General features: G+C 65.0%; 23 protein-coding genes and 1 pseudogene. 8 read left to right on the top strand and 16 right to left on the bottom strand.

The window, feature by feature from the left end:
• A complete protein-coding gene (locus Q0R27_RS02100; RefSeq protein WP_293940452.1) occupies positions 1 to 687 on the top strand; it encodes a Fic family protein in 687 nt (228 codons plus the stop codon).
• 784 nt (positions 688 to 1,471) lie between these two features.
• On the opposite strand, the gene Q0R27_RS02095 is transcribed toward Q0R27_RS02100, so the two are convergent.
• The 3 genes from Q0R27_RS02095 to Q0R27_RS02085 all read right to left on the bottom strand — a co-directional run bounded on the left by Q0R27_RS02095 (position 1,472) and on the right by Q0R27_RS02085 (position 2,962).
• Positions 1,472 to 1,738 carry a type II toxin-antitoxin system RelE/ParE family toxin gene (locus tag Q0R27_RS02095; RefSeq protein ID WP_293940450.1) on the bottom strand — a complete coding sequence of 89 codons (267 nt, stop codon included), beginning with the start codon at positions 1,736 to 1,738 and terminating at the stop codon, positions 1,472 to 1,474.
• The gene (locus tag Q0R27_RS02090) at positions 1,722 to 2,042 is read right to left on the bottom strand and encodes a TraY domain-containing protein (RefSeq protein ID WP_293940448.1); all 321 of its coding nucleotides are present in this window, start codon (positions 2,040 to 2,042) and stop codon (positions 1,722 to 1,724) included. The genes Q0R27_RS02095 and Q0R27_RS02090 overlap by 17 nt, the downstream gene beginning before the upstream one ends.
• A 428-nt stretch (positions 2,043 to 2,470) precedes the next feature.
• Positions 2,471 to 2,962 carry a YaiI/YqxD family protein gene (locus Q0R27_RS02085; protein ID WP_293940446.1) on the bottom strand — a complete coding sequence of 164 codons (492 nt, stop codon included), beginning with the start codon at positions 2,960 to 2,962 and terminating at the stop codon, positions 2,471 to 2,473.
• 128 nt (positions 2,963 to 3,090) lie between these two features.
• On the opposite strand from Q0R27_RS02085, the gene Q0R27_RS02080 reads away from it, so the two are divergent.
• Positions 3,091 to 3,561: a nuclear transport factor 2 family protein gene (locus Q0R27_RS02080; RefSeq protein ID WP_293940444.1), complete on the top strand. Its 471-nt coding sequence runs from the start codon at positions 3,091 to 3,093 to the stop codon at positions 3,559 to 3,561.
• Between the two features lie 15 nt (positions 3,562 to 3,576).
• Here Q0R27_RS02080 and Q0R27_RS02075 read toward each other — a convergent pair whose 3' ends face one another.
• The 8 genes from Q0R27_RS02075 to Q0R27_RS02040 all read right to left on the bottom strand — a co-directional run bounded on the left by Q0R27_RS02075 (position 3,577) and on the right by Q0R27_RS02040 (position 7,317).
• A complete protein-coding gene (locus tag Q0R27_RS02075) occupies positions 3,577 to 3,858 on the bottom strand; it encodes a DUF427 domain-containing protein (RefSeq protein WP_293940488.1) in 282 nt (93 codons plus the stop codon).
• A 144-nt stretch (positions 3,859 to 4,002) separates the two neighbouring features.
• Positions 4,003 to 4,701, bottom strand: coding sequence for a DUF6445 family protein (locus Q0R27_RS02070; RefSeq protein ID WP_293940442.1), 699 nt, complete (start codon positions 4,699 to 4,701; stop codon positions 4,003 to 4,005).
• A 157-nt stretch (positions 4,702 to 4,858) separates the two neighbouring features.
• Positions 4,859 to 5,011: a hypothetical protein gene (locus Q0R27_RS02065; protein WP_293940440.1), complete on the bottom strand. Its 153-nt coding sequence runs from the start codon at positions 5,009 to 5,011 to the stop codon at positions 4,859 to 4,861.
• Between the two features lie 92 nt (positions 5,012 to 5,103).
• Positions 5,104 to 5,742 carry a lysophospholipid acyltransferase family protein gene (locus tag Q0R27_RS02060; protein ID WP_293940438.1) on the bottom strand — a complete coding sequence of 213 codons (639 nt, stop codon included), beginning with the start codon at positions 5,740 to 5,742 and terminating at the stop codon, positions 5,104 to 5,106.
• Complete coding sequence (locus Q0R27_RS02055; RefSeq protein ID WP_293940437.1) at positions 5,699 to 6,235, bottom strand: peroxiredoxin; 537 nt, start codon at positions 6,233 to 6,235, stop codon at positions 5,699 to 5,701. The genes Q0R27_RS02060 and Q0R27_RS02055 overlap by 44 nt, the downstream gene beginning before the upstream one ends.
• A 25-nt stretch (positions 6,236 to 6,260) precedes the next feature.
• Positions 6,261 to 6,515 carry a hypothetical protein gene (locus Q0R27_RS02050; RefSeq protein ID WP_293940435.1) on the bottom strand — a complete coding sequence of 85 codons (255 nt, stop codon included), beginning with the start codon at positions 6,513 to 6,515 and terminating at the stop codon, positions 6,261 to 6,263.
• Between the two features lie 63 nt (positions 6,516 to 6,578).
• The gene (locus Q0R27_RS02045) at positions 6,579 to 6,767 is read right to left on the bottom strand and encodes a PspC domain-containing protein (protein WP_293940433.1); all 189 of its coding nucleotides are present in this window, start codon (positions 6,765 to 6,767) and stop codon (positions 6,579 to 6,581) included.
• A 310-nt stretch (positions 6,768 to 7,077) separates the two neighbouring features.
• Positions 7,078 to 7,317 carry a hypothetical protein gene (locus Q0R27_RS02040; RefSeq protein ID WP_293940431.1) on the bottom strand — a complete coding sequence of 80 codons (240 nt, stop codon included), beginning with the start codon at positions 7,315 to 7,317 and terminating at the stop codon, positions 7,078 to 7,080.
• A 111-nt stretch (positions 7,318 to 7,428) separates the two neighbouring features.
• On the opposite strand from Q0R27_RS02040, the gene Q0R27_RS02035 reads away from it, so the two are divergent.
• From Q0R27_RS02035 to Q0R27_RS02020, 4 genes are all read left to right on the top strand, one after another.
• Complete coding sequence (locus Q0R27_RS02035; protein ID WP_293940429.1) at positions 7,429 to 9,246, top strand: ABC transporter ATP-binding protein/permease; 1,818 nt, start codon at positions 7,429 to 7,431, stop codon at positions 9,244 to 9,246.
• A gap of 74 nt (positions 9,247 to 9,320) precedes the next feature.
• Positions 9,321 to 11,498, top strand: a complete 2,178-nt coding sequence (locus Q0R27_RS02030; protein WP_293940427.1) for a M3 family metallopeptidase — start codon at positions 9,321 to 9,323, stop codon at positions 11,496 to 11,498.
• Between the two features lie 13 nt (positions 11,499 to 11,511).
• Positions 11,512 to 13,302 (top strand): DNA helicase RecQ, encoded by a 1,791-nt coding sequence (gene recQ, locus Q0R27_RS02025; RefSeq protein WP_293940425.1) that lies wholly within the window; start codon positions 11,512 to 11,514, stop codon positions 13,300 to 13,302.
• Positions 13,286 to 13,693 carry a TIGR01244 family sulfur transferase gene (locus Q0R27_RS02020; protein WP_293940423.1) on the top strand — a complete coding sequence of 136 codons (408 nt, stop codon included), beginning with the start codon at positions 13,286 to 13,288 and terminating at the stop codon, positions 13,691 to 13,693. The genes recQ and Q0R27_RS02020 overlap by 17 nt, the downstream gene beginning before the upstream one ends.
• On the opposite strand, the gene Q0R27_RS02015 is transcribed toward Q0R27_RS02020, so the two are convergent.
• Genes Q0R27_RS02015 through Q0R27_RS02000 form a run of 4 tightly spaced genes read right to left on the bottom strand, consistent with a single transcriptional unit; the run spans position 13,662 to position 16,074 of the window.
• On the bottom strand, positions 13,662 to 13,895 hold the full coding sequence (locus Q0R27_RS02015) for a DUF2007 domain-containing protein (protein WP_293940421.1): 234 nt from the start codon (positions 13,893 to 13,895) through the stop codon (positions 13,662 to 13,664). The two genes, Q0R27_RS02020 and Q0R27_RS02015, sit on opposite strands and share 32 nt — an antisense overlap.
• Complete coding sequence (gene tldD / locus Q0R27_RS02010; protein WP_293940419.1) at positions 13,892 to 15,313, bottom strand: metalloprotease TldD; 1,422 nt, start codon at positions 15,311 to 15,313, stop codon at positions 13,892 to 13,894. Before tldD ends, Q0R27_RS02015 begins: the two co-directional genes overlap by 4 nt.
• Positions 15,310 to 15,510: a zinc-finger domain-containing protein gene (locus tag Q0R27_RS02005; protein WP_293940417.1), complete on the bottom strand. Its 201-nt coding sequence runs from the start codon at positions 15,508 to 15,510 to the stop codon at positions 15,310 to 15,312. The genes tldD and Q0R27_RS02005 overlap by 4 nt, the downstream gene beginning before the upstream one ends.
• 48 nt (positions 15,511 to 15,558) lie before the next feature.
• Positions 15,559 to 16,074 (bottom strand): DUF4402 domain-containing protein, encoded by a 516-nt coding sequence (locus Q0R27_RS02000; protein ID WP_293940416.1) that lies wholly within the window; start codon positions 16,072 to 16,074, stop codon positions 15,559 to 15,561.
• Between the two features lie 128 nt (positions 16,075 to 16,202).
• Here Q0R27_RS02000 and Q0R27_RS01995 point away from each other — a divergent pair, with 128 nt between their 5' ends.
• Both Q0R27_RS01995 and nadB read left to right on the top strand, forming a co-directional pair.
• Complete coding sequence (locus tag Q0R27_RS01995) at positions 16,203 to 17,129, top strand: ABC transporter ATP-binding protein (protein WP_293940486.1); 927 nt, start codon at positions 16,203 to 16,205, stop codon at positions 17,127 to 17,129.
• Positions 17,126 to 18,712, top strand: coding sequence for an L-aspartate oxidase (gene nadB, locus Q0R27_RS01990; RefSeq protein WP_293940415.1), 1,587 nt, complete (start codon positions 17,126 to 17,128; stop codon positions 18,710 to 18,712). Before Q0R27_RS01995 ends, nadB begins: the two co-directional genes overlap by 4 nt.
• A 329-nt stretch (positions 18,713 to 19,041) precedes the next feature.
• On the opposite strand, the pseudogene Q0R27_RS01985 reads toward nadB, so the two are convergent.
• Positions 19,042 to 19,164 (bottom strand): annotated as a pseudogene (locus Q0R27_RS01985) (IS630 family transposase); the annotation flags it as partial.

Genomic DNA, 19,164 nt, shown 5'->3' with positions numbered 1-19,164 from the left:
ATGAGCGGTGGGGAGCGGCACAGCGAAGCAGCATCGCCGTCGCTGATTACTGATCCGATTGAAGAGGCTATCCGCGAGTCTCAGAACGCGCTCGCCCAATTCGATCGAGTGCTTGACCTAATCGACCATGTCGCCCGCGACGCTCGCCCATTCCGTCTGCGCACTTCAATGATTCTGGATCTCCACCGGCTGGCTCTCGACGGCCTGTCGAATTACGCAGGCAACTATCGGCCCGCGGATGTTGCAATCGGTCAGAGCAAGCACGTACCGCCCGCCGCTCATCTCGTGCCCGGCCTCGTTGAGGAAATGTGTGACCATGTCATGGCCAATTTTGAGACAGCCACGGCGCTTCACCTGTGCGCTTACGTCATGTGGCGGCTGAACTGGATTCATCCGTTCACCGATGGCAACGGCCGAACATCACGCGCACTCGCATATTTTGTATTGTGCACCCGGATTGGCTATCGGCTTCCCGGTCAGCAAACGCTTCCCGAACAGATCGCACGCGACAAGTCACCCTATTATGCCGCGCTCGAAGTCGCTGATGAACATTGGCGAGAGGGCAAACTTGATTTGACCGATCTCGAGCAGCTGTTGGACCGTTGCCTTGCCGCCCAACTTCTCTCTGCATATGAAGATGCGACCAATCCTCAGGCGGCGACCTCGAAGGAGCGCAAGCTTCATTAATTCGCCGGGCTTTTTCCATCACGAATGTTCGCCCTTGCCGAAAGAATCGCCGGGATTCACAAGGAACCCCGACGACCCTTCAGTCTAGAGAACGGCACAGTTTAGAGGTCGACCGCCTGCCGTGATCAGTTTCGTCTAAGCAATGCCGCCCTTTGGAGCGTTGCGGTTACACAATAAGGGATAACACAAAAAGCAACCGCCATGGCTGCCCCCGCAGCTTCCTGAGGAGCTCCGGTCGCTGCAAACGTCGAGAACAGAAGCAGCATTCCAATGACGCAACCAATATAGGTCAATATCTCAAATATTCTCATAATTTATCCCCATAATTCGTGATCAATGCTTTCCACGGCAAAGTGACTGTCATTGCTTTGTGCCACAAAATCGACACACGAGAGCCTCTCGTTTGATTAGTTCAGCACACGCTGGGCATTTTTTACTCCCAGATGCGATTGCGTCTCGTTCAAGCTCGGCTACATCGGGCTTAAGCAAAAGTGAGTGGGGGAAAGCAACAATCCTAATCATTGCTCCATAAAACCACCAAAGGCCGAAGCTTCTCCCCTTGTTTTTCGCGATACTTGCCGGGATCAGCCCGAGTAGAATCGCAACGAATAAGAATGCCATTAATACTTACCCCTCTAGATGGAGAGTATCCCACAGATTAATTCTCGCAAGCCCTCAAGTGAGTCTAAGTTGCTGATTTCCGATCTGACCGTCATTATGGACAGGTAGGCAAGGGCCGGTTGGACGATGGTAACTGCGACAGCTTGGCGGTGATCAGTCGGCCTCACCGATAAACCTCCCGCCGGTGGGTTACGCGCACCACCAGCACGGTCACCCGTTCATCCTCGATCCGGGCCACCACGCGGTAATCGCCGATCCGCCAGCGCCAGTAAACGGCATGCTCGCCGACCAACGCGCTGCCGACTGAGCGCGGATCGTCCAGCGGCGCGATGCGCTCCTCCAGCGTCTTCATGATCCGCGCCGCGACCTGACGATCCAGCTTCCGTAATTCCTTCGCCGCCTCGGGCAGGAACTCAATCTTCCAGGCCAAGCTCGGCCTTCAGCGCACTTAACGGGATCGCGTCGCCCTCACGAAAATCGCGCAGCCGGTCTTCGGCGAGATAGAAATCTTCCAGATCGTCGAGATGCGCGGCGATGGCGGCGCGCGCGTAAAAGGTCTTCGTTCGTCCCGTGCGCGCGGCAAGCCGTTCCAGCCGCCCCTCGGTCTCTTCGTCCAGTCTCACCGCAAGCATAGCGTCGATCTCCTTGCTATACATATATAGCAAAATGCTTCGCGCTTCAAGAAAACGCTGTCCTATTTGCGCGCACTTTGCTTCATCATGGTCGATGGACACTCGAACCCCGCGCCACGATGGCTGGACGATCGATCGGCAGATCGTCTTCCTCACCCGGCTCGCCGCGACGCGGTCGGTTAGCAAGGCTGCGGCGGCGGCGGGGATGAGCCGGCAGGGGGCTTATGGCTTTCGCTGGAGCGCGGGCGGCGCCGAGTTTGACCGCGCCTGGACCCGCATCCTCCGCTTGCCCCCCGCCGCTCGAACCCACGCCGCGCGAACCCACACCGCGCGAACCCTCGCCGGGCAAACCCTTTCCGCCAGCACCAGTCGACCCGCGCCTTCAACAAGGGTGACAAAGTTGACACCCCAAATCGCCGCTCGCCGCCACTTTGCGCCTGATCCCGGAGGGGAAACAGGCGAAGTTATCAGCCTCGGCAAATCGCGCCACAACGTCCAGCCTGTCCAATCCTGCCGCGACGGAGCTGCCCTTAGCGCCGCCCCACCCGCACCAGCGCCTCGTCGAGCGCCTGCAGGAAGCGCGATCGATCGGCGGGACGGAACGGCGCGGGGCCGCCGATGACGTCGCCGCCAACCCGCAAATCGGCCATGATCGATCGGGTGGCGATGGCGCCGCCGATCATGTTGGCGGTGAACGGCTTGCCGGTCGGGCCGATCACCGCCGCGCCCGCCTTCAGGCAGCGCTCGGCGAGCAGGATGTCGGCGGTGACGACGACGTCGCCCGGCCCGGCCGTCTCCGCGATCCAGTCATCGGCGGCGTCGAATGCGCCTGACACGACGACCCGTTCGATCAGCGCGTGCGCGGGGACGCGGAGGTGGGCGTTGCTGACCACGCGCACCGCCACCGCGCGGCGCAAGGCGACGCGGTATATCTCCTCCTTCACCGGGCAGGCGTCGGCGTCGACCAATATGCGCGGCGGATTGCGGGGCGGGATGTTCGGCAAAGTCGGGGGCAGGTTCATTGCGCCCGCTTTAGCAGGTCGCGCGGGTCGCATCACGCCGCCATGGCCGTGATCCCGCACCCCACCGCGCTTGCCTGCGGTCCGGCGGCGGCGCATGATCCGGTTCGTCTGATTGGGGGAGATTGCACATGTTGCTCGTCCTGGCCGCGCTCGTGGCGGCGTCTGCTGCTCCACCGGCCCCCGACCGCGCCACCGTCGCCGCCATCAGCCGGCTCGAAACCCGCTGGGGCGAGGCGTTTGTCAGCCGCGACTTCGCCTTCCTCGAATCGATCATCGCGCCCGAATATGCGCTCGCCGTCGCGATGCCGCAGGGCGATGTCGCGATCATGCGTCGCGCCGAATGGATGCGGAACTGCCGGCTGTGGGTGCACGAAGGGTTCGACGCGCGCGTCATCGACGTCACCACCGTCGGGGACACTGCGGTCGCCACGGTCGAGGGGCTGTGGACGGTCAAGCGCGACCCCGCCAAGCCCGCCGACGCGATCCGCTTCGTCGTCACCGACACCTGGGTCCGGCGCCACGGCCAATGGCAGGTCGTGTGGCGCTACTCGCACCGCCTGCCGGGCGCGCCGTGGCCACCGCTTGCGCCCAAGGAGTGAGCGGCACCGGTCGGCTCAGCGAACGTCGACCCCTTTCCAGAACGCCACGCGGCCCTTGATCTGGGCGGCGCCGGATTTGGGGTCGGGATAATACCATGCCGCGTCGCTGTTCTCCTTGCCGTCGACGACCAGCGAGTAATAGCTCGCGGTGCCCTTCCACGGGCAGCCGCTGGTCTTCGCGCTTGGCCGCAGAACCGCCGGGTCGACCGCCGAAAGCGGGAAATAGTGATTGCCCTCGACCACCACCGTGTCGTCGCTCGTGGCGATCGTGTGTCCGTTCCAGCGCGCTTCGACCATCGTCATGCTCCTTCTTCGCCCGTCCCCGCCGCATCGTGGGTGACAAGCCGCGATCGACCGACATAGGGTGTGCCCATGCCACTTGCGATCCTCGACTTCGATCGGGATGGCACGATCCTGTTCGTCGCCGCAGCGACGACCGGCTCAGCGCGGGTCGAACAGGAAGGCGTTGATTGTCAGGCGGCCGGTGGCGGGGTCGGCCAGGAGCGCGGCGCCTGGCGCAATCCGGGCGCAGTGGAGCAGGTGACTGCGATAGATCAGCGCGCGGTTGGGCCTGGCATCGAAGCTGGCGACCTGTTCGTACAGCGGCGTGTCGCCGTCGATGTAGGCGGGATCGGGCAGGCCGTGGGTAGCGACTTCGGCCTTGAGTGCCGCCTCGAACGCCCCGAAGCGCGCGGCGTCGACAGTTTCATAGCCGGTGGCGCGCTGGCGATAGAAAGCGGTCCCGCCGGTCTCGGCGCCGCTCAAGTAGACGAGGATCGCCAGCCGGTCGGGTTCGAGCCCGTCGACATGCGGCAGGCGCTGGATCGGGGCGAGGGATTGCGGCGGGGTGGTGACGATCGAGAAATAGCATTCGAGCAGGCCGGGGACGGGGTCGAGCGCGAACGTCTCGCCGATCAGCGCGGCGAGTTCGTCGCGCACCGCGAGCGCGGTGTCGGGCGCGACAGGCGAGCGAAGCCCGGGATAGTGGGGGCCGAAGCGGCCGTACTGCGCATTGCGGGCGGAGGCGCGCCAGCCCTCGGGGTCGGCGAGGACGTCGTCGATAACGATCACCGGCTGGCGTTCGTGGCCGATATGCTCGACGCGGACGGCGGCGGCGGGGTTGAGGACCGTTGGCGGCATGCTCGGCGCGGCGCTGCTTGCGGGTCAGCCGAGCCGCGCGAACAGCAGGCCGACATAGGTGCCGAACAGCACGATCATCGACCCCGCGAGAATCTCGTGCAGCCGTGAACGAGGCCCTTGATGCCGTCGGCGAGCAGGTTGCCGACCGCGTCGCCCATCAGTTCTTGAAATTCTCGAGGCCGCGGACAACCCCTGTCTTGGTCGACGGATTGGCGGCGTTGGTCTTCTTGACCTCGGCCTTGGGCTTGCGCGCTTCGCGGTTCGTCTTTTTCTGACCCTTGGCCATGATCATGTCCTCAAGCGGCGCCATGCCGTGGGGCGAGTGTAGGACGAACCGGGGGAGAGTGCCATGCGCTTCGCCAGGTGGGAGCGAAAGCCGATAAAGCTCTGCGGGAACCACCCCTACATCCCGCGGCCGTCGGGGAACATTGCCCGCTCGGGGTGACGCGGTTTCAAGGTGCGGAAGAAGGCCCAGGCGGGTGCCATGTCGGCCTCATAATCGCCGGTCGGCACGATGTGCGGACCGAAGATGCCAACCCGGCGGTCGTAGTCGGGACCGGCGCAGACGATCGGCACGCCGGCGGCCTGGGCGATGCGATAATAGCCGGTGCGCCAGCGGGTGGTGGGTGCGCGGGTGCCCTCGGCCGCGATGACCAGCGCGAATTCATCGTGCTTCGCGAACACGGCGGCGATTTGCAGCACCGTGTCGTTCGACGACGAGCGATCGACCGGCAGCCCGCCGAGCCCGCGCATGAACCCGCCCATCGGCCAGCGAAACAGGCTGTCCTTGCCCATGAAACGCGGCCGTAATCCGGCGCCTTCAACCGTGCCGACGAAGACCGGAAAGTCCCAGTTCGAGGTGTGCGGCGCGCCCATCAGAACGAATTTGCGCGTTGCCGGTAGCGTCCCCTCCACGCGCCATCCAGCGCTGCGGAACCAGCCGAGGATCGCCGCGCGGACGATCCGGGCGACGACGCCGAGCCTGGGGGACGCGTCGCTAATGCTTGAGCGCCTCGACCGCGGCGAGCGACTTGGCGACATGATCCTTCCAGCCCATTTCGGAATGAACCATCGCGATCCGCCCATCACGCGCGATAACGTAGCTGGTGCGATTGGTCATGTTGATCTGCGGCAGCTTGACGTCATAGGCCTTGATCACCGCCGGAGACGCGCTCGCCACCGGGAAGGCGTTGCGGCACGCCTCGACCGAAAATTTCTGCAACGTCGGAAGATCGTCGGCGCTCATCCCGATGACTCGCGCGCCGGCCTTTTTGAACTTTGCGGTCGCGTCACTGAAGGCATGCGCCTCGGCCGTGCAGCCCGAGGTGAAGGCTTTCGGAAAGAAATAGAGCACGACCGGCCCTTTCCTGAGCTGGTCGGCGAGGTGGAGCTTGAACGGCTTACCCGCGATCGCGCCGGTCGTCTCGAAATCGGGCGCTTTCGCGCCGACGGAAAGCGCGGCGGTGGCCGGGGCAGCTAAGGTCGTGGCGGCCAAAGTGGCGGCGGCAAGGAACAAGGCGGACAGATTGCGCATCGAGATTCTCCGATCTTCGCCGATGCTAGACCAGCGCGCATCGCGGCGAAAGCCGATTAACGTGCGGTGCCGTGGACGAACTCGGTGCCCGCGTCGGCGGGGGCGGGACGACGAAGCCTGGCGCCGCCGGATTGTCGGGAATGGTAAGAATGCCGGCGCTATCGCTGGCTTGTTCGGGGCCCTCGGCGGCGAGCGTGTCGAGAGCCTTGCCGATGTCGCCGAGCGGCGCCGCGGGGGCTGCCTGAGCGGCGATGATCAACGCAAGAAGGAGCCCGGCCATGCCCGCTTGTGCCGCACCAGCGGCGCGCGGGGAAGCGCCGGGCGGCTACTCGTCGCGACGGAATCAGCGGTCGTCGGCGGCGAGCCAGCCGGTCAGGATGTAGAGCAGCACCGCGACTGGGCCGGTGACCAGTGTCGCCACGATCAGCGCCAGACGGACGGCGAGGACATCGATGCCGGTCCAGTCGGCGAGGCCGGCGGCGACGCCCATTACCTTGGCGCGGCTGCGGTTGAGAAGGAAACGTCCGTTCATTGGATTATCCTTAGGTGAGGAGTATTCAGGCGAAGGTGAGCTGCGCGGCCGGGCCGACGGCGGACGACACGAAGATCATCGCGGTGACGAAAGCGGCGGCGAGCGAGACGGCGGTCTGGCGGGCGTTCGAAATGTTGGTCATGGTCATTTTCCCTTTTTTAGCCACCCGAGAGTGGGTGATGCCATCCTCATTGCAGGAGGCGTGCCAAATGAAAAAATGATGTATTTTCAGTGTGTGGCGTGAAAGTTTGGGGAGATTCGCGAACTGCACTGCGAAAAGTTGGGAATATTTCCCAACGCGCGCGCTTGTTCAGCCTTGTGACCGGGGCGGCGCCTGACGGTTCTCAATCGACAGGGGTGCCGCAACCGAACGACACTCTGCCTGAAGCTCGGGAAACTCGAACCGGGTGCTTTCCATCAGAGCATCGCCGGTGGCGGCGGCACAGCTTGACCGGCTCTCGTAGCGAGTCGGCAACGTCGCGACCGGCTGGCACTGCGCCGACCCGTCGCCACAGCCGAGGATCGCGATCACGAACATTCCCGGGCCCATCTTCACACTCCACGCGATACCTGTCCGCACAACGACGAATTAATCGCGTTGTTCCAATCGTTTCGGCTTGGCCATTTGCCGATCACGGGGCGCCACCCTAACTAGGCTGCGATGCGCGACGCTCCTCCTCCAGACAAGGGCCAGAAGGGCAGCCTGAAAACGATCATCCGCTTCCTACCGATGCTTTGGCCGAGGGGCGAGACCGAGCTGAAGGCGCGGGTGGTCGTCGCGGTCGCGCTGGTCCTGCTCGGCAAGGCGACGACCTTGATAATGCCATTCGCCTACAAGGGCGTGATCGACCGGATGAGCGGTACGGGCGCGGCGTTCAGCGTCGTTGCAGCGCTGGTGCTGGCCTATGCCGGGGCGCGGTTCAGCGGGGTGCTGGCCGACAATCTGCGCAATGCGCTGTTCGAAAAGGTCGGCCAGCGCGCCGCGCTCGCCTTGTCGAGCCTGGTGTTCCGCCACGTCCATGCCTTGTCGCTGCGGTTTCACCTCGAGCGGCGTACCGGCAGCCTGACCAAGATCGTCGAGCGGGGAACGAAGAGCATCGACATGATGCTCTATTTCCTGCTGTTCAACATTGCCCCGACGATCATCGAACTGGGCGCGATCTGCATCATCTTCTTCGTCAAGTTCGGCGGCGGGCTGGTCGCGGCGACACTGGCGATCGTGGCGCTTTACATCGGCTTCACACGCTGGGTGACCGACTGGCGCGCCGGCATCCAGCGCCAGATGAACGAGGTCGATAACCGGGCGATCGGGCGCGCGGTCGACAGCCTGCTGAATTACGAAACGGTCAAATATTTCGGCGCCGAGGAGCGGGAATCGCGGCGTTATGACGAGGCCGTCGGGGCGTTCACGCGCGCGGCGGTGCGCAACGAAGTCAGCCTGGCGTGGCTCAACATCGGCCAATCGCTGATCACCAACGCGATGATGGCCGGGGCGATGATCTTTACCGTGTGGGGCTGGTCGAAGGGCAAGTTCACCCCGGGCGACGTGGTGCTGGTCAACAGCCTGCTAATGCAGCTGTTCCGCCCGCTCGACATGCTCGGCTGGGTCTATCGCTCGATCCGGCAGGGGCTGATCGATATGGAGATGATGTTCGAACTGCTCGATACGCCGCAGGAGATTGTCGACCGACCGGGCGCCCCGGCGCTGGCGGTGACGCTCGGCGCGGTGCGGTTCGACAATGTCCGCTTCCAGTATGAGGACGGGCGCGAGATATTGAAGGGGGTGAGCTTCGAGGTTGCCCCGGGGACCAGCCTGGCGGTGGTCGGGCCATCGGGCGCGGGCAAGTCGACCCTCGCGCGGTTGCTTTACCGTTTCTACGATCCGACCGGGGGCCGCATCCTGATCGACGGCCAGCCGATCGCCGAGGTGACCCAGGCGAGCCTGCGCTCGGCGATCGGGATCGTCCCGCAGGACACCGTGCTGTTCAACGATACGATCGCCTACAACATCGCCTATGGCCGCGAAGGCGCCGGGCAGGCCGAGGTCGAGCAGGCCGCGGCCGGCGCGTCGATCGACACGTTCATCGCATCGCTGCCCAACGGCTATCAGTCGATGGTCGGCGAGCGCGGGCTCAAGCTTTCGGGCGGCGAGAAGCAGCGTGTTGCGATCGCGCGGACCCTGCTCAAGAATCCGCCGATACTGATCCTCGACGAGGCGACCAGCGCGCTCGATTCGCGCACCGAAGAGGCGATCCAGGCGACGCTCGAGGGGGCGATGCGCGATCGCACGACGATCGTCATTGCGCATCGGCTGTCGACGATTGCGGCGGCAGACCAGATTTTGGTGCTCGACGATGGTCGGGTGGTGGAGACGGGGACGCACCTCAAGTTGCTGGCGAAGAACGGGCTCTATGCCGATCTGTGGAACCGCCAGCAGGCCGAGCGCGAGCTCGAGGCCGCGGCGCAGGCGGCGGAATAGGGGCCACGCAGTTCACGCTTGCTTCAGGCGAGTTGGACTGAAAAGGTCGCCAAGATCGTTTCAGGAGTAACCGAATGTTTCGTAGCCTTCTCGCCGCAACCGCGGTGATCGCAATTGCCGCGCCGCTATCCGCTCGTCCCGTCAATCGTCTCGCAAGCACCGGCATGACCGCCGCGCTCGCCGTGTCCAACCCGTTCGCCAAGCCGTCGACCCTACCGTTCCAGGCGCCCGATTTCGCGCGGATCAAGGACGGCGACTATCTTCCCGCGATGCTCGCCGGGATGGCGCAGCAGAAAGCCGAGATCATTGCCATCTCCAACCAGAAGACGGCGCCGACGTTCAACAATACGCTGGCCGCGATGGAGCGGTCGGGACAGTTGCTGGAGCGTACCCAGCTGGCCTTCTCGGCGGTATCGGGGGCCAACACCAACGACCGGCTCGACGCGATCGACACCAAGACGTCGCCGTTGTTCGCCGCGCACCGCGACTTCATCTTTCTGAACCCCAAGCTGTTCGCGCGGGTGAAATCGCTGCATGATCGACAGGCAAGCCTCGGGCTCACGGCCGAGCAAGCCAAGCTGCTGCAGGTATCTTACGACCAGTTCGTCCATTCCGGCGCGCAATTGTCGCCACTCAAGCAGGCCGAGCTCAAGGTATTGAACCTGCGCATCGGCACGCTGCAGACCGCATTCGGCCAGAAACTGCTTGCCGCGACCAAGGCCGGCGCGATGCACGTCACCGACAAGGCGGCACTCGCCGGCCTGTCCGACGACGCCATCGCCGCCGCGGCGCGGGCCGCCAAGGAACGGAAGCTCGACGGCTATGTGCTGTCGCTGCAGAATACGACGCAGCAACCGTTGCTGGCGTCGCTGACCGACCGTGCGACCCGCGAAGCGTTGTTCAAAGCGAGCGTCAATCGCGCCAGCAAGGGCGATGACAACGACACCCGCCTGCTGATCGCCGAGATCGCCCAGCTGCGCGCGCAGCAGGCGGAGTTGCTCGGTTATCCGAGCTATTCGGCCTACACGCTGTACGACCAGATGGCGAAGACGCCGGCAGCGGCCAACGGCTTCATCGACCGGCTCGCCCCGGCAGTGTCGGCCAAGGAGCGCGCCGAGGCAGCCGACATCCAGGCGCTGATCGATGCGCAGGCCAAGGCTTCGGGACGGGCTTCGTTCAAGGCGCAGCCGTGGGACTGGGAGTTCTACTCGGAGCAGGTCCGCAAGGCGCGCTACGACCTCGATAGCGATGCGCTGAAGCCCTATTTCGAGATCAACAAGGTGCTGACCGACGGCGTCTTTTTCGCCGCGAACAAGCTCTATGGCCTGACATTTTCCGAGCGGAAGGACGTGCCCACCTGGACCAACGACATGCGCGTGTTCGAGGTCAAGGAAGAGAGTGGCAAGCACCTCGGGCTGATGTATTTCGATTTCTACAAGCGCGACAACAAGTCGGGCGGGGCGTGGATGTCGAACCTCGTCAACCAGTCGTACCTGCGCGGCACGACCCCGGTAATCTACAATGTCACCAATTTTACCAAGCCGGCGCCGGGCAAGCCCGCGCTGATCACCGACGGCGACGTCACGACGATGTTCCACGAGTTCGGCCACGCGCTCCACGGCCTGTTCGCGGCGCAGACGTATCCGACGCTGTCGGGCACCGCGACGGCGCGCGACTTCGTCGAGTTCCCGTCGCAGTTCAACGAGAATTGGGCGCTCGATCCGGCGGTACTCAAGAATTACGCTGTGCATTACCAGACCGGCGCGCTGTTGCCGCAGGACATGGTCGACAAGATCAAGCGGTCGCGGACGCACAACCAGGACTATGAACTGGGCGAGGCGGTGACCGCCGCCAAGCTCGACCTCGACTGGCATAATCTGCCGGCCAGCGCACCCCGTCAGGATGCCGACGCGTTCGAAGCGGCGGCGCTGGCTAAGGGCGGGTTCGATTACGCCGACGTCCCGCCGCGCTATCGATCGCCTTATTTCCGGCACATCTGGAGCAACGGCTACGCCTCGGCCTATTACGCCTATGCATGGACCGAAATGCTCGACCATGACGCGTTCGCGTGGTTCCAGGCGAACGGTGGATTGACCCGGGCGAATGGCCAGCGATTCCGCGACATGATCCTGTCGCGCGGCAACACAATCGACTATGGGGCCATGTTCCGTAATTTCACGGGCCATGATCCGGACATCACGCCGATGCTGACCTTCCGCGGGCTGACGCCGAGCACGACCGGAGCCCAGTGACTGCTCTAGAAACGTGACCGGGGATCCGCTCGAGATCCTGCACAGCGTCTTCGGCCACGGCGCGTTTCGCGGGGTGCAGGAGCGCGTAATCGATCGGGTGATGGCAGGACAGCACAGCCTCGCCGTCATGCCGACCGGGGCGGGCAAGTCGCTGTGCTACCAGGTGCCGGCGGTGGCGCGGGCAGGAACGGCGATCGTCATCTCGCCGCTGATCGCGCTGATGCACGACCAGATCCGATCGGCCGAGGCGCACGGGCTGAAGGCAGCGGCGCTTACCTCGGTCAGCAGCGATCCGCAGGCGATCCGCGATGCGTTGCGGGCGGGCAAACTCGACCTCCTCTACGTCGCACCCGAACGAGCCTCGGGCGAGGGCTTCGCGCGGCTGATCGGCGAGGTCCCGCTGGCGCTGTTCGCGATCGACGAGGCGCATTGCGTCAGCGAATGGGGGCATGATTTCCGCCCCGACTATCGCCTGCTGCGGCCGCTGCTCGACCAGCATCGCGATATCCCGCGGCTGGCGTTGACCGCGACCGCCGATGCGCGGACGCGGGCCGATGTCCTGGCCCAGCTCGGCATTCCCGAGGACGGGCTGATCATCGCCGGGTTCGATCGGCCCAACATCCGCTATCATGTCCGCCCGCGCGATGGCCTTGGCGCGCAGCTCAAGACCGTGCTCGCCGCCCAGCCGGGGCCGGGGATCGTCTATGCGCCAAGCCGCAACGGGACCGAGAAGATCGCCGAGCAGCTATCCGCCACCGGGCGCCGGGCGCTGGCCTATCACGCCGGGCTCGACGCGCCGGTGCGCAGCCGCAACCAGTCGGCGTTCGTCGCGTCGGAGGACATGGTGATGGCGGCGACGGTCGCCTTCGGGATGGGGATCGACAAGCCCGACGTGCGATTCGTCGCCCATGCCGGCATCCCCAAGTCGATCGAGGCCTATTACCAGGAGACCGGGCGCGCCGGGCGCGACGGCGATCCGGCCGAGGCGTGGCTGTTCTGGGGGGCGGAGGATTTCTCGCGCGCCCGGCGGCGGATCGAGACCGAGATCGAGGAAGCGCGGCGGCCGGCCGAACGCGAACGGCTCAACACGCTGGCGGCGTTCGTCGAGGCGGCGACGTGCCGGCGCGCGATCCTGCTGCGCCACTTCGGCGAGGATCCGCCCGCAACCTGCGGCAATTGCGACAACTGCCTGGCACCGCCCGAGACGATCGATGTCACCGAGGTCGCGCGCAAACTGCTGTCGGCGGCGTTCCGCACCGAGATGCGGTTCGGCGTGGCGCATCTCGCGGCGGTGCTCGGCGGGGACGACAGCGAGAAGGTGCGCCAGTTCGGGCATCACAAGCTGTCGGTGTTCGGGATCGCGACCGCCGACGAGCTGGCGCTGGTCAGGCCGGTGGCGCGGGCGCTTATGGCGCGCGATGCGCTGCGGGCCGACGATTATGGCGGGCTGTCGTTCGGGCCGGCGGCCAAGCCGATCCTCAAGGGTGAGGAGACGGTGGTGATCGCGGTTCCGCCCAAGCGCGTGCGCAAGGCCCGGCGCGGTGGAGTGCCCGAGGGACCGCATGATCCGCTGTTCGAGGCGCTGCGCGAATGGCGCCGCGACACGGCCAAGGAGGCCGGCATTCCGCCCTATGTCATCTTCCATGATTCGACGTTGCGGGCAGTGGTGGCGGCGCGGCCCGGGTCGCTGCGCGAACTTGGCCATATTGAGGGCGTGGGCGAGACGAAGCTGGCGCGCTATGGAGAGGCACTGCTCGGCGCGCTCTGCCGGGCGAGGGAGAGCGACGATGCCGCGACCGCTTGACGAAAATACTCTGGTCGCCGGCCAGATCGACCCCGCTTCGCTACCCGATCTCGCGGCTGAGGGGGTCACGCTGATCATCAACAACCGCCCCGATCACGAGGACCCCGGCCAGCCGACCAGCGCCGAGATGGAGGCCGCGGCGACGACAGCGGGGATCGCCTATCGCCACGTGCCGATCGCGCGCGGGATTGGGCCGAGCGACGTCGAGGACATGCGCGCGGCGCTGGCCTGCACTGGTGACGGCAAGGCACTGGCATACTGCCGGTCGGGCGGACGGTCGGTGCTGGCCTGGGCGGTCGCCCGGTCGCGGGACGGCGTCGCGCGAGAAGAACTGGAACGGGGCGCCGAAGCTGCGGGGTTCAGCCTCGCGCCGGTCGCGCATCTCCTTTAGCGTCGGCGATCAGGAGCGTTTGCGCTTCGTCATAATCCACGTCGAGGACCATCAGGCGCACGGGGATCAGACCGAAGCCGCCATAAAAACTATTGGCCTGACCATCGAAGATGACCGCTCCGATGCCTTCATCCTCGAGCATGAGGCGCGCAAGGTCGGCGTCGATACGCGATCCGAAGCGTGCCAACTCGACAAGACTCAAGCCGCTGTGCCCCCGACCGTGATCCCGTCGATCAGCAACGTTGGCTGGCCGACCCCGGCGGGGACCGACTGGCCGCCCTTGCCGCACACGCCGATCCCCTCGTCGAGCGCCATGTCGTTGCCGATGCCCTTGACCCGGGTCAGCACGGTCGGGCCGTCGCCGATCAGCGTCGCGCCCTTGATTGGCGGGCCGATCTTGCCGCCTTCGATGCGGTAGGCTTCGGTGCAGGAGAAGACGAACTTGCCCGAGGTGATGTCGACCTGTCCGCCGCCGAAACTCTTGGCGTAGATGCCGTCCTTGACCCGGGTGATGAGCTCAGCGGGATCGTCGCGCCCGCCGAGCATGAAGGTGTTGGTCATCCGCGGCATCGGTGCGTGGGCGAAACTCTCGCGGCGGCCGTTGCCGGTCGGCGCCATGTTCATCAGGCGGGCGTTGAGCCGGTCCTGGAGGTATCCCTTGAGGATGCCGTCCTCGATCAGCACGGTGCGGCCGGTCGGGGTTCCCTCGTCGTCGATCGTCAGGGAACCGCGCCGTTCGCCGATGGCCCCTTCGTCGATGACCGTCACCCCGGGGGCGCCGACGCGCTCGCCGATGCGGCCGGAGAAGGCGCTGGTCTTCTTGCGGTTGAAGTCCCCCTCGAGCCCGTGCCCGATCGCTTCGTGGAGCAGAATTCCGGGCCAGCCGGGGCCGAGCACGACCTGCATCTCGCCGGCTGGCGCCGCGACCGATTCAAGGTTGACCAGCGCCTGCGCCAGCGCCTCGTCGATCGCGCGGTTCCATGTCGCGGGCTCGAACAATCGGTCGTAGAGATAGCGACCGCCCATGCCGAAGCTGCCCGTTTCGCGGCGCTTCCCCTGCTTGGCGACGATCGACACGTTGAGACGGACGAGCGGCCTCACGTCGGTAGCGACGAAGCCGTCGGCGCGGACGATCTCGATCACGCTCCAGCTGCCCGACAGCGACACGCTGACCTGCGCAACCCGCGGATCGCGGGCGCGGGCGGCGGCGTCGATCTCCTGGCACAGCGCGACCTTCTTCGCGAACGGGATCAGCGCGAGCGGGTCGTCTCCGCCGTACATTGCCTGGTTGGTGCGCAGCGGCGGGGCGCTCGGCTGGCCCTTCGCCGGGTCGAGCAGCTTCAGGGTCGCGGCGGCGCGGTCAATCGCGGCGGCGCTGATCTCGTTGGCGTGGGAGAAGGCGGTCATTTCACCCGACACCCCGCGCAGGCCGAAGCCCGACGCGCTGTGATAATCGGCGGTCTTCAGCCGACCATCGTCGAAGCCGAACGATTCCGACAGGCTGTACTGGAGATAAAGTTCGCCATCGTCGTGGCCCGACAAATGACGTGCGGTCAGGCGCTTGGCCTCGTCGGGATCGAGCGCGGAATAAAGAAAGCGCCGCGGATCGGCGCCGCTCATGCCGACTCCGACCGGTCCGCTGGCCCCCCTTCAAGTACGAAGCGGCGGTCGCAATAACCGCATTCGACGAAGCCCAACTCGTCCTCGATGTGGAGATAGACACGCGGATGACCGAGGGCGGCAGGGACTGCTCCCGAGCCGTCGCAGGAAACGCGGGTCGATGTGGTGCGAACGATTTCGGGGGGTGGCTGCTGCATCCCCTCTACGTAGCGAGAGCGCCCCGCCGCTTCAATGCGGCGCGAGGCTTAGGGATATTGGATGTCGACGTTGAACGTGCCGGTATAGACGCCCTCGACCTGGTTGGCGGCGACGTTAAGCGTGCCGCCGACGCGGAAGCTAAAGCTTTGCAGCGCCGCCAGTGTGCGTTTATTGAGCCCTTGCAACGTCAGGTTCGCGACGGTCATCGTCTCGGTCCCACTTTGGCGGGTGATGGTGACGGGCTGGTTAGGCAGCTTGATCAACACCACGACCGACACGCCGCCGGCCGCCCCGACGAAGCTCGCCGCGCTCCACTGGCTGCCGACCAGGATCACGCCGCCGGTGCTGGCGATGCTGTTGGCGTTGGGATCGATCACGACCGTCCCCGCGCCCGTCACCGTCAACAGACCAAAGTCGAGGTCGGAGGTTTTGACGATGCTGATCGGGTGAATGAGCAGGGCGTTGGCGGTTGCCGGAAACGCGGCCGCGACCGGCGCCGCCTGCGCGACGTCGGGCAGCAATGCGGCAAGCGGCAAGGCGAGCAGGGCAAACCGACGGAACATGCGTGGTTCGATATAGGGTTAATGCGAAGATCACTTTGCCGATCAAGGTTAATGCGCTCTTTACCCTCTGTGGCTTTGACGCTTACGCGCGGCCCGCTATGCGCAGTTCCATGCCCGCACCATCTACGATCGCCGCTCCCGCCATCCGCATCGAATCGCTGTCGAAGACTTATGCTGGCGGGAAACAGGCGCTCGATAACGTGTCGTTCGATGTGCCGCGCGGGCAGATCTTCGGGCTGCTCGGCCCGAATGGTGCTGGCAAGTCGACACTGATCAACATTCTTGCCGGGCTGGTCGTGAAGACGGGCGGCAAGGCGATCGTGTGGGGGTTCGACATCGACCGGCATCCGCGCAATGCGAAGCGCTCGATCGGAATCGTCCCGCAGGAGATCTTGTTCGACCCCTTCTTCACCCCGCGCGAGGCGCTCGAAATCCAGGCGGGGCTCTACGGCGTGCCCAAGGCCGAACGGCAGACCGATGCGCTTCTCGCGGCAATGCACCTTTCGGACAAGGCCAACGCCTATGCGCGGTCGCTGTCCGGGGGGATGAAGCGGCGGTTGCTGGTGGCCAAGGCGATGGTCCATTCGCCGCCGGTCCTGGTGCTCGACGAGCCGACTGCGGGGGTCGATATCGAGCTTCGAATGCAGCTGTGGGCCTATGTGAAGTCGCTGAACGCTCAGGGCGTCACGGTGGTGCTGACGACCCATTACCTTGAGGAAGCCGAGCAGCTTTGCGACCGGATCGCGATCATCAACCATGGGAAATTGATCGCAAATGAGCCGACGCGCGAGCTGATCGCCAAGGCGCAGGACAAGGCAGTGATCGTGACGGTCGATCGTGATCTGACCGCTGCGCCGACGGCATCCTGCTTCGACAAGATCGAGATTACCGGCGAGCGGAAGCTGGCGATCACCTATCGCAAGGATCGGGTGAATGCGGGTCAGGTGCTCGCGGCGCTGCAAGCCCACGGGCTGGGGATCGTCGACGTATCGACCAAGGATCCCGATCTGGAGGATGTGTTCCTCAGCCTGACGCGCCAGAGCGACGCGGCATGAGCAATTCATATGACGTCCTGATCATCGGTTCGGGCGCGGCGGGGCTTACCGCCGCGCTCAACCTTGCCGCCAACAAGCGGGTGGCGGTGATTGCCAAGGGGCGGCTCGACGAGGGGGCGACCGGCTGGGCGCAGGGTGGCATTGCCGCCGTACTTGAGGAAGACGACAGCTTCGACGCGCATGTCCGCGACACGATGATCGCCGGGGCGGGGTTGAACGATCTGAAGGTGGTCGAGCATGTCGTCGAAGGCGCGCCGCGCGCGATCGAGCGGCTGGCCGAATTGGGCGTGCCGTTCAACGCGGGCGACGGGACCGACCGCTGGCATCTGACGCGCGAGGGCGGGCATAGCCACCGGCGGATCGTCCATGTCGCCGACGCGACCGGCTGGGCGGTGCAGCAGGCGCTCGAGAAGGCGGCGTTCGAGCATCCCAACATCACCCTGATCCCCGACATGGTCGCGATCGACCTGGTGACGGGACGGCACGCGGTCGAGTTTTCAACGAGCGGCGCGGTGCACGGGCTGTACGCGCTCAATCGCAAGTCGGGCCAGGTCGAGACGATCACCGCCCGAGCGACGATCCTGGCAACGGGGGGAGCGGGGCGCGCTTATCTCTATTCGACCGCGCCGCGCGGGGCGACGGGGGACGGGATCGCGATGGCGTGGCGCGCGGGGTGCCGCGTGTCGAACATGGAGTTCATGCAGTTCCACCCGACCTGCCTCTACAACCTCGAGGTCAAGAATTTCCTGATCACCGAGGCGGTGCGCGGCGAGGGCGGGCGGTTGCTCATTCCTACCACTGGCGAGCGGTTCATGCCGCGATTCGACGAGCGCGGGGAGCTGGCGCCGCGCGATATCGTGGCGCGCGCGATCGACCATGAGATCAAGCGGCTCGGGCTCGATTACGTCCACCTCGACATCTCGCACCGCGAGCCCGAATTCGTTCGCGAGCATTTCCCCAACATCTACGAAAAACTGCTTGGGCTCGGGATCGATATTACCAGGGAGCCGATCCCGGTCGTCCCGGCGCAGCATTATACGTGTGGCGGTGTGGTCGTCGATCTCGACGGGCGGACCGATGCGCCGGGACTGTACGCGGCGGGCGAGGTAACCCAGTCGGGGCTGCACGGCGCCAACCGGCTGGCGTCGAATTCCTTGCTCGAATGCCTCGTGTTCGGCGAGGCGGCGGCGCATCATATCGACGCGCATTGGGAGACGCTGGCGGAGCCGCCGGCGATCAAGCCGTGGGACGAGAGCCGGGTGAGCGACCTCGACGAGGAAGTCGTAATCCAGCAGAGCTGGGGCGAAATCCGCCGCTTCATGTGGAATTTCGTCGGCATCGTGCGGACCACCAAGCGGCTGGAGCGGGCGGCCAATCGGGTCGACCTGCTCCGCCGCGAAGTCGCCGGCTACTACCGCGATTTCCGGGTGACGCCCGACCTGATCGAGCTTCGCAACCTGGTTGAGGTGGCGGACCTGATCATCCGCTCGGCGCTGTCGCGGCACGAAAGCCGCGGGCTCCACTACACGCTCGATTATCCCGAGATGGCGGCGGAGGCGGTCGATACGGTGCTAGTGCCTTAATCAGAGTGCTGGGCTCCTACGATCGGAGCTTCCCCCCTGTTTAAGTCTTTCACAGAGCCGTTAATCTCGGCAATCGTTTTATCGGCGTCGAGATGCCTCTGAGCTGTCAGCTTCGTCTTGAATTTCTCGTACTCTTTCTCCGCATGGAGTTTCGCCGTAGCGGTCGAGACCCGTCCTCCTGACCGCAACACGACTCTTCCGAGGCCCTTAAGTTGACTCTCGAGAAGAGCCGTCGCCTCCGCCATCATCGTAAGGCGCCCGACGTCGAGCTGATCTTCAAAAATGTCGAGAAGGATTGTTGTCAGACGGTTTATACCAAGACTCTCTGATTAGAACCGATGCGCCCAAGTTCGCAGCCCGAGGGACATGATGCGCCACGGTTGGTCGGTGAGACGGTTCCAGGCGAAGCAGCAGTGATCAAGGATATCGTCGTAGGATTTGAAGACGCGGTT

The organism is Sphingomonas sp. (assembly GCF_025362505.1).
Classification (GTDB): domain Bacteria; phylum Pseudomonadota; class Alphaproteobacteria; order Sphingomonadales; family Sphingomonadaceae; genus Sphingomicrobium.
The sequence above is the reverse complement of the archived record's forward strand: the minus strand, read 5'-3'. Positions and strand labels throughout refer to the sequence as shown.

Bases quoted from the DNA above. Each gene is read 5' to 3' on its own strand.
- Q0R27_RS02055 (WP_293940437.1), bottom strand. From the start codon at position 6,235: ATGCGCAATCTGTCCGCCTTGTTCCTTGCCGCCGCCACTTTGGCCGCC.
- Q0R27_RS02000 (WP_293940416.1), bottom strand. From the start codon at position 16,074: ATGTTCCGTCGGTTTGCCCTGCTCGCCTTGCCGCTTGCCGCATTGCTG.
- Q0R27_RS02075 (WP_293940488.1), bottom strand. From the start codon at position 3,858: ATGGTCGAAGCGCGCTGGAACGGACACACGATCGCCACGAGCGACGAC.
- Q0R27_RS02070 (WP_293940442.1), bottom strand. From the start codon at position 4,701: ATGCCGCCAACGGTCCTCAACCCCGCCGCCGCCGTCCGCGTCGAGCAT.
- Q0R27_RS02005 (WP_293940417.1), bottom strand. From the start codon at position 15,510: ATGCAGCAGCCACCCCCCGAAATCGTTCGCACCACATCGACCCGCGTT.
- Q0R27_RS02065 (WP_293940440.1), bottom strand. From the start codon at position 5,011: ATGGCGCCGCTTGAGGACATGATCATGGCCAAGGGTCAGAAAAAGACG.
- Q0R27_RS02030 (WP_293940427.1), top strand. From the start codon at position 9,321: ATGTTTCGTAGCCTTCTCGCCGCAACCGCGGTGATCGCAATTGCCGCG.
- Q0R27_RS02020 (WP_293940423.1), top strand. From the start codon at position 13,286: ATGCCGCGACCGCTTGACGAAAATACTCTGGTCGCCGGCCAGATCGAC.
- nadB (WP_293940415.1), top strand. From the start codon at position 17,126: ATGAGCAATTCATATGACGTCCTGATCATCGGTTCGGGCGCGGCGGGG.
- Q0R27_RS02045 (WP_293940433.1), bottom strand. From the start codon at position 6,767: ATGAACGGACGTTTCCTTCTCAACCGCAGCCGCGCCAAGGTAATGGGC.
- Q0R27_RS02100 (WP_293940452.1), top strand. From the start codon at position 1: ATGAGCGGTGGGGAGCGGCACAGCGAAGCAGCATCGCCGTCGCTGATT.
- Q0R27_RS02050 (WP_293940435.1), bottom strand. From the start codon at position 6,515: ATGGCCGGGCTCCTTCTTGCGTTGATCATCGCCGCTCAGGCAGCCCCC.
- tldD (WP_293940419.1), bottom strand. From the start codon at position 15,313: ATGAGCGGCGCCGATCCGCGGCGCTTTCTTTATTCCGCGCTCGATCCC.
- Q0R27_RS02060 (WP_293940438.1), bottom strand. From the start codon at position 5,742: ATGTCGCCAAGTCGCTCGCCGCGGTCGAGGCGCTCAAGCATTAGCGAC.
- Q0R27_RS02080 (WP_293940444.1), top strand. From the start codon at position 3,091: ATGTTGCTCGTCCTGGCCGCGCTCGTGGCGGCGTCTGCTGCTCCACCG.
- Q0R27_RS02085 (WP_293940446.1), bottom strand. From the start codon at position 2,962: ATGAACCTGCCCCCGACTTTGCCGAACATCCCGCCCCGCAATCCGCCG.
- Q0R27_RS02040 (WP_293940431.1), bottom strand. From the start codon at position 7,317: ATGGGCCCGGGAATGTTCGTGATCGCGATCCTCGGCTGTGGCGACGGG.
- Q0R27_RS02035 (WP_293940429.1), top strand. From the start codon at position 7,429: ATGCGCGACGCTCCTCCTCCAGACAAGGGCCAGAAGGGCAGCCTGAAA.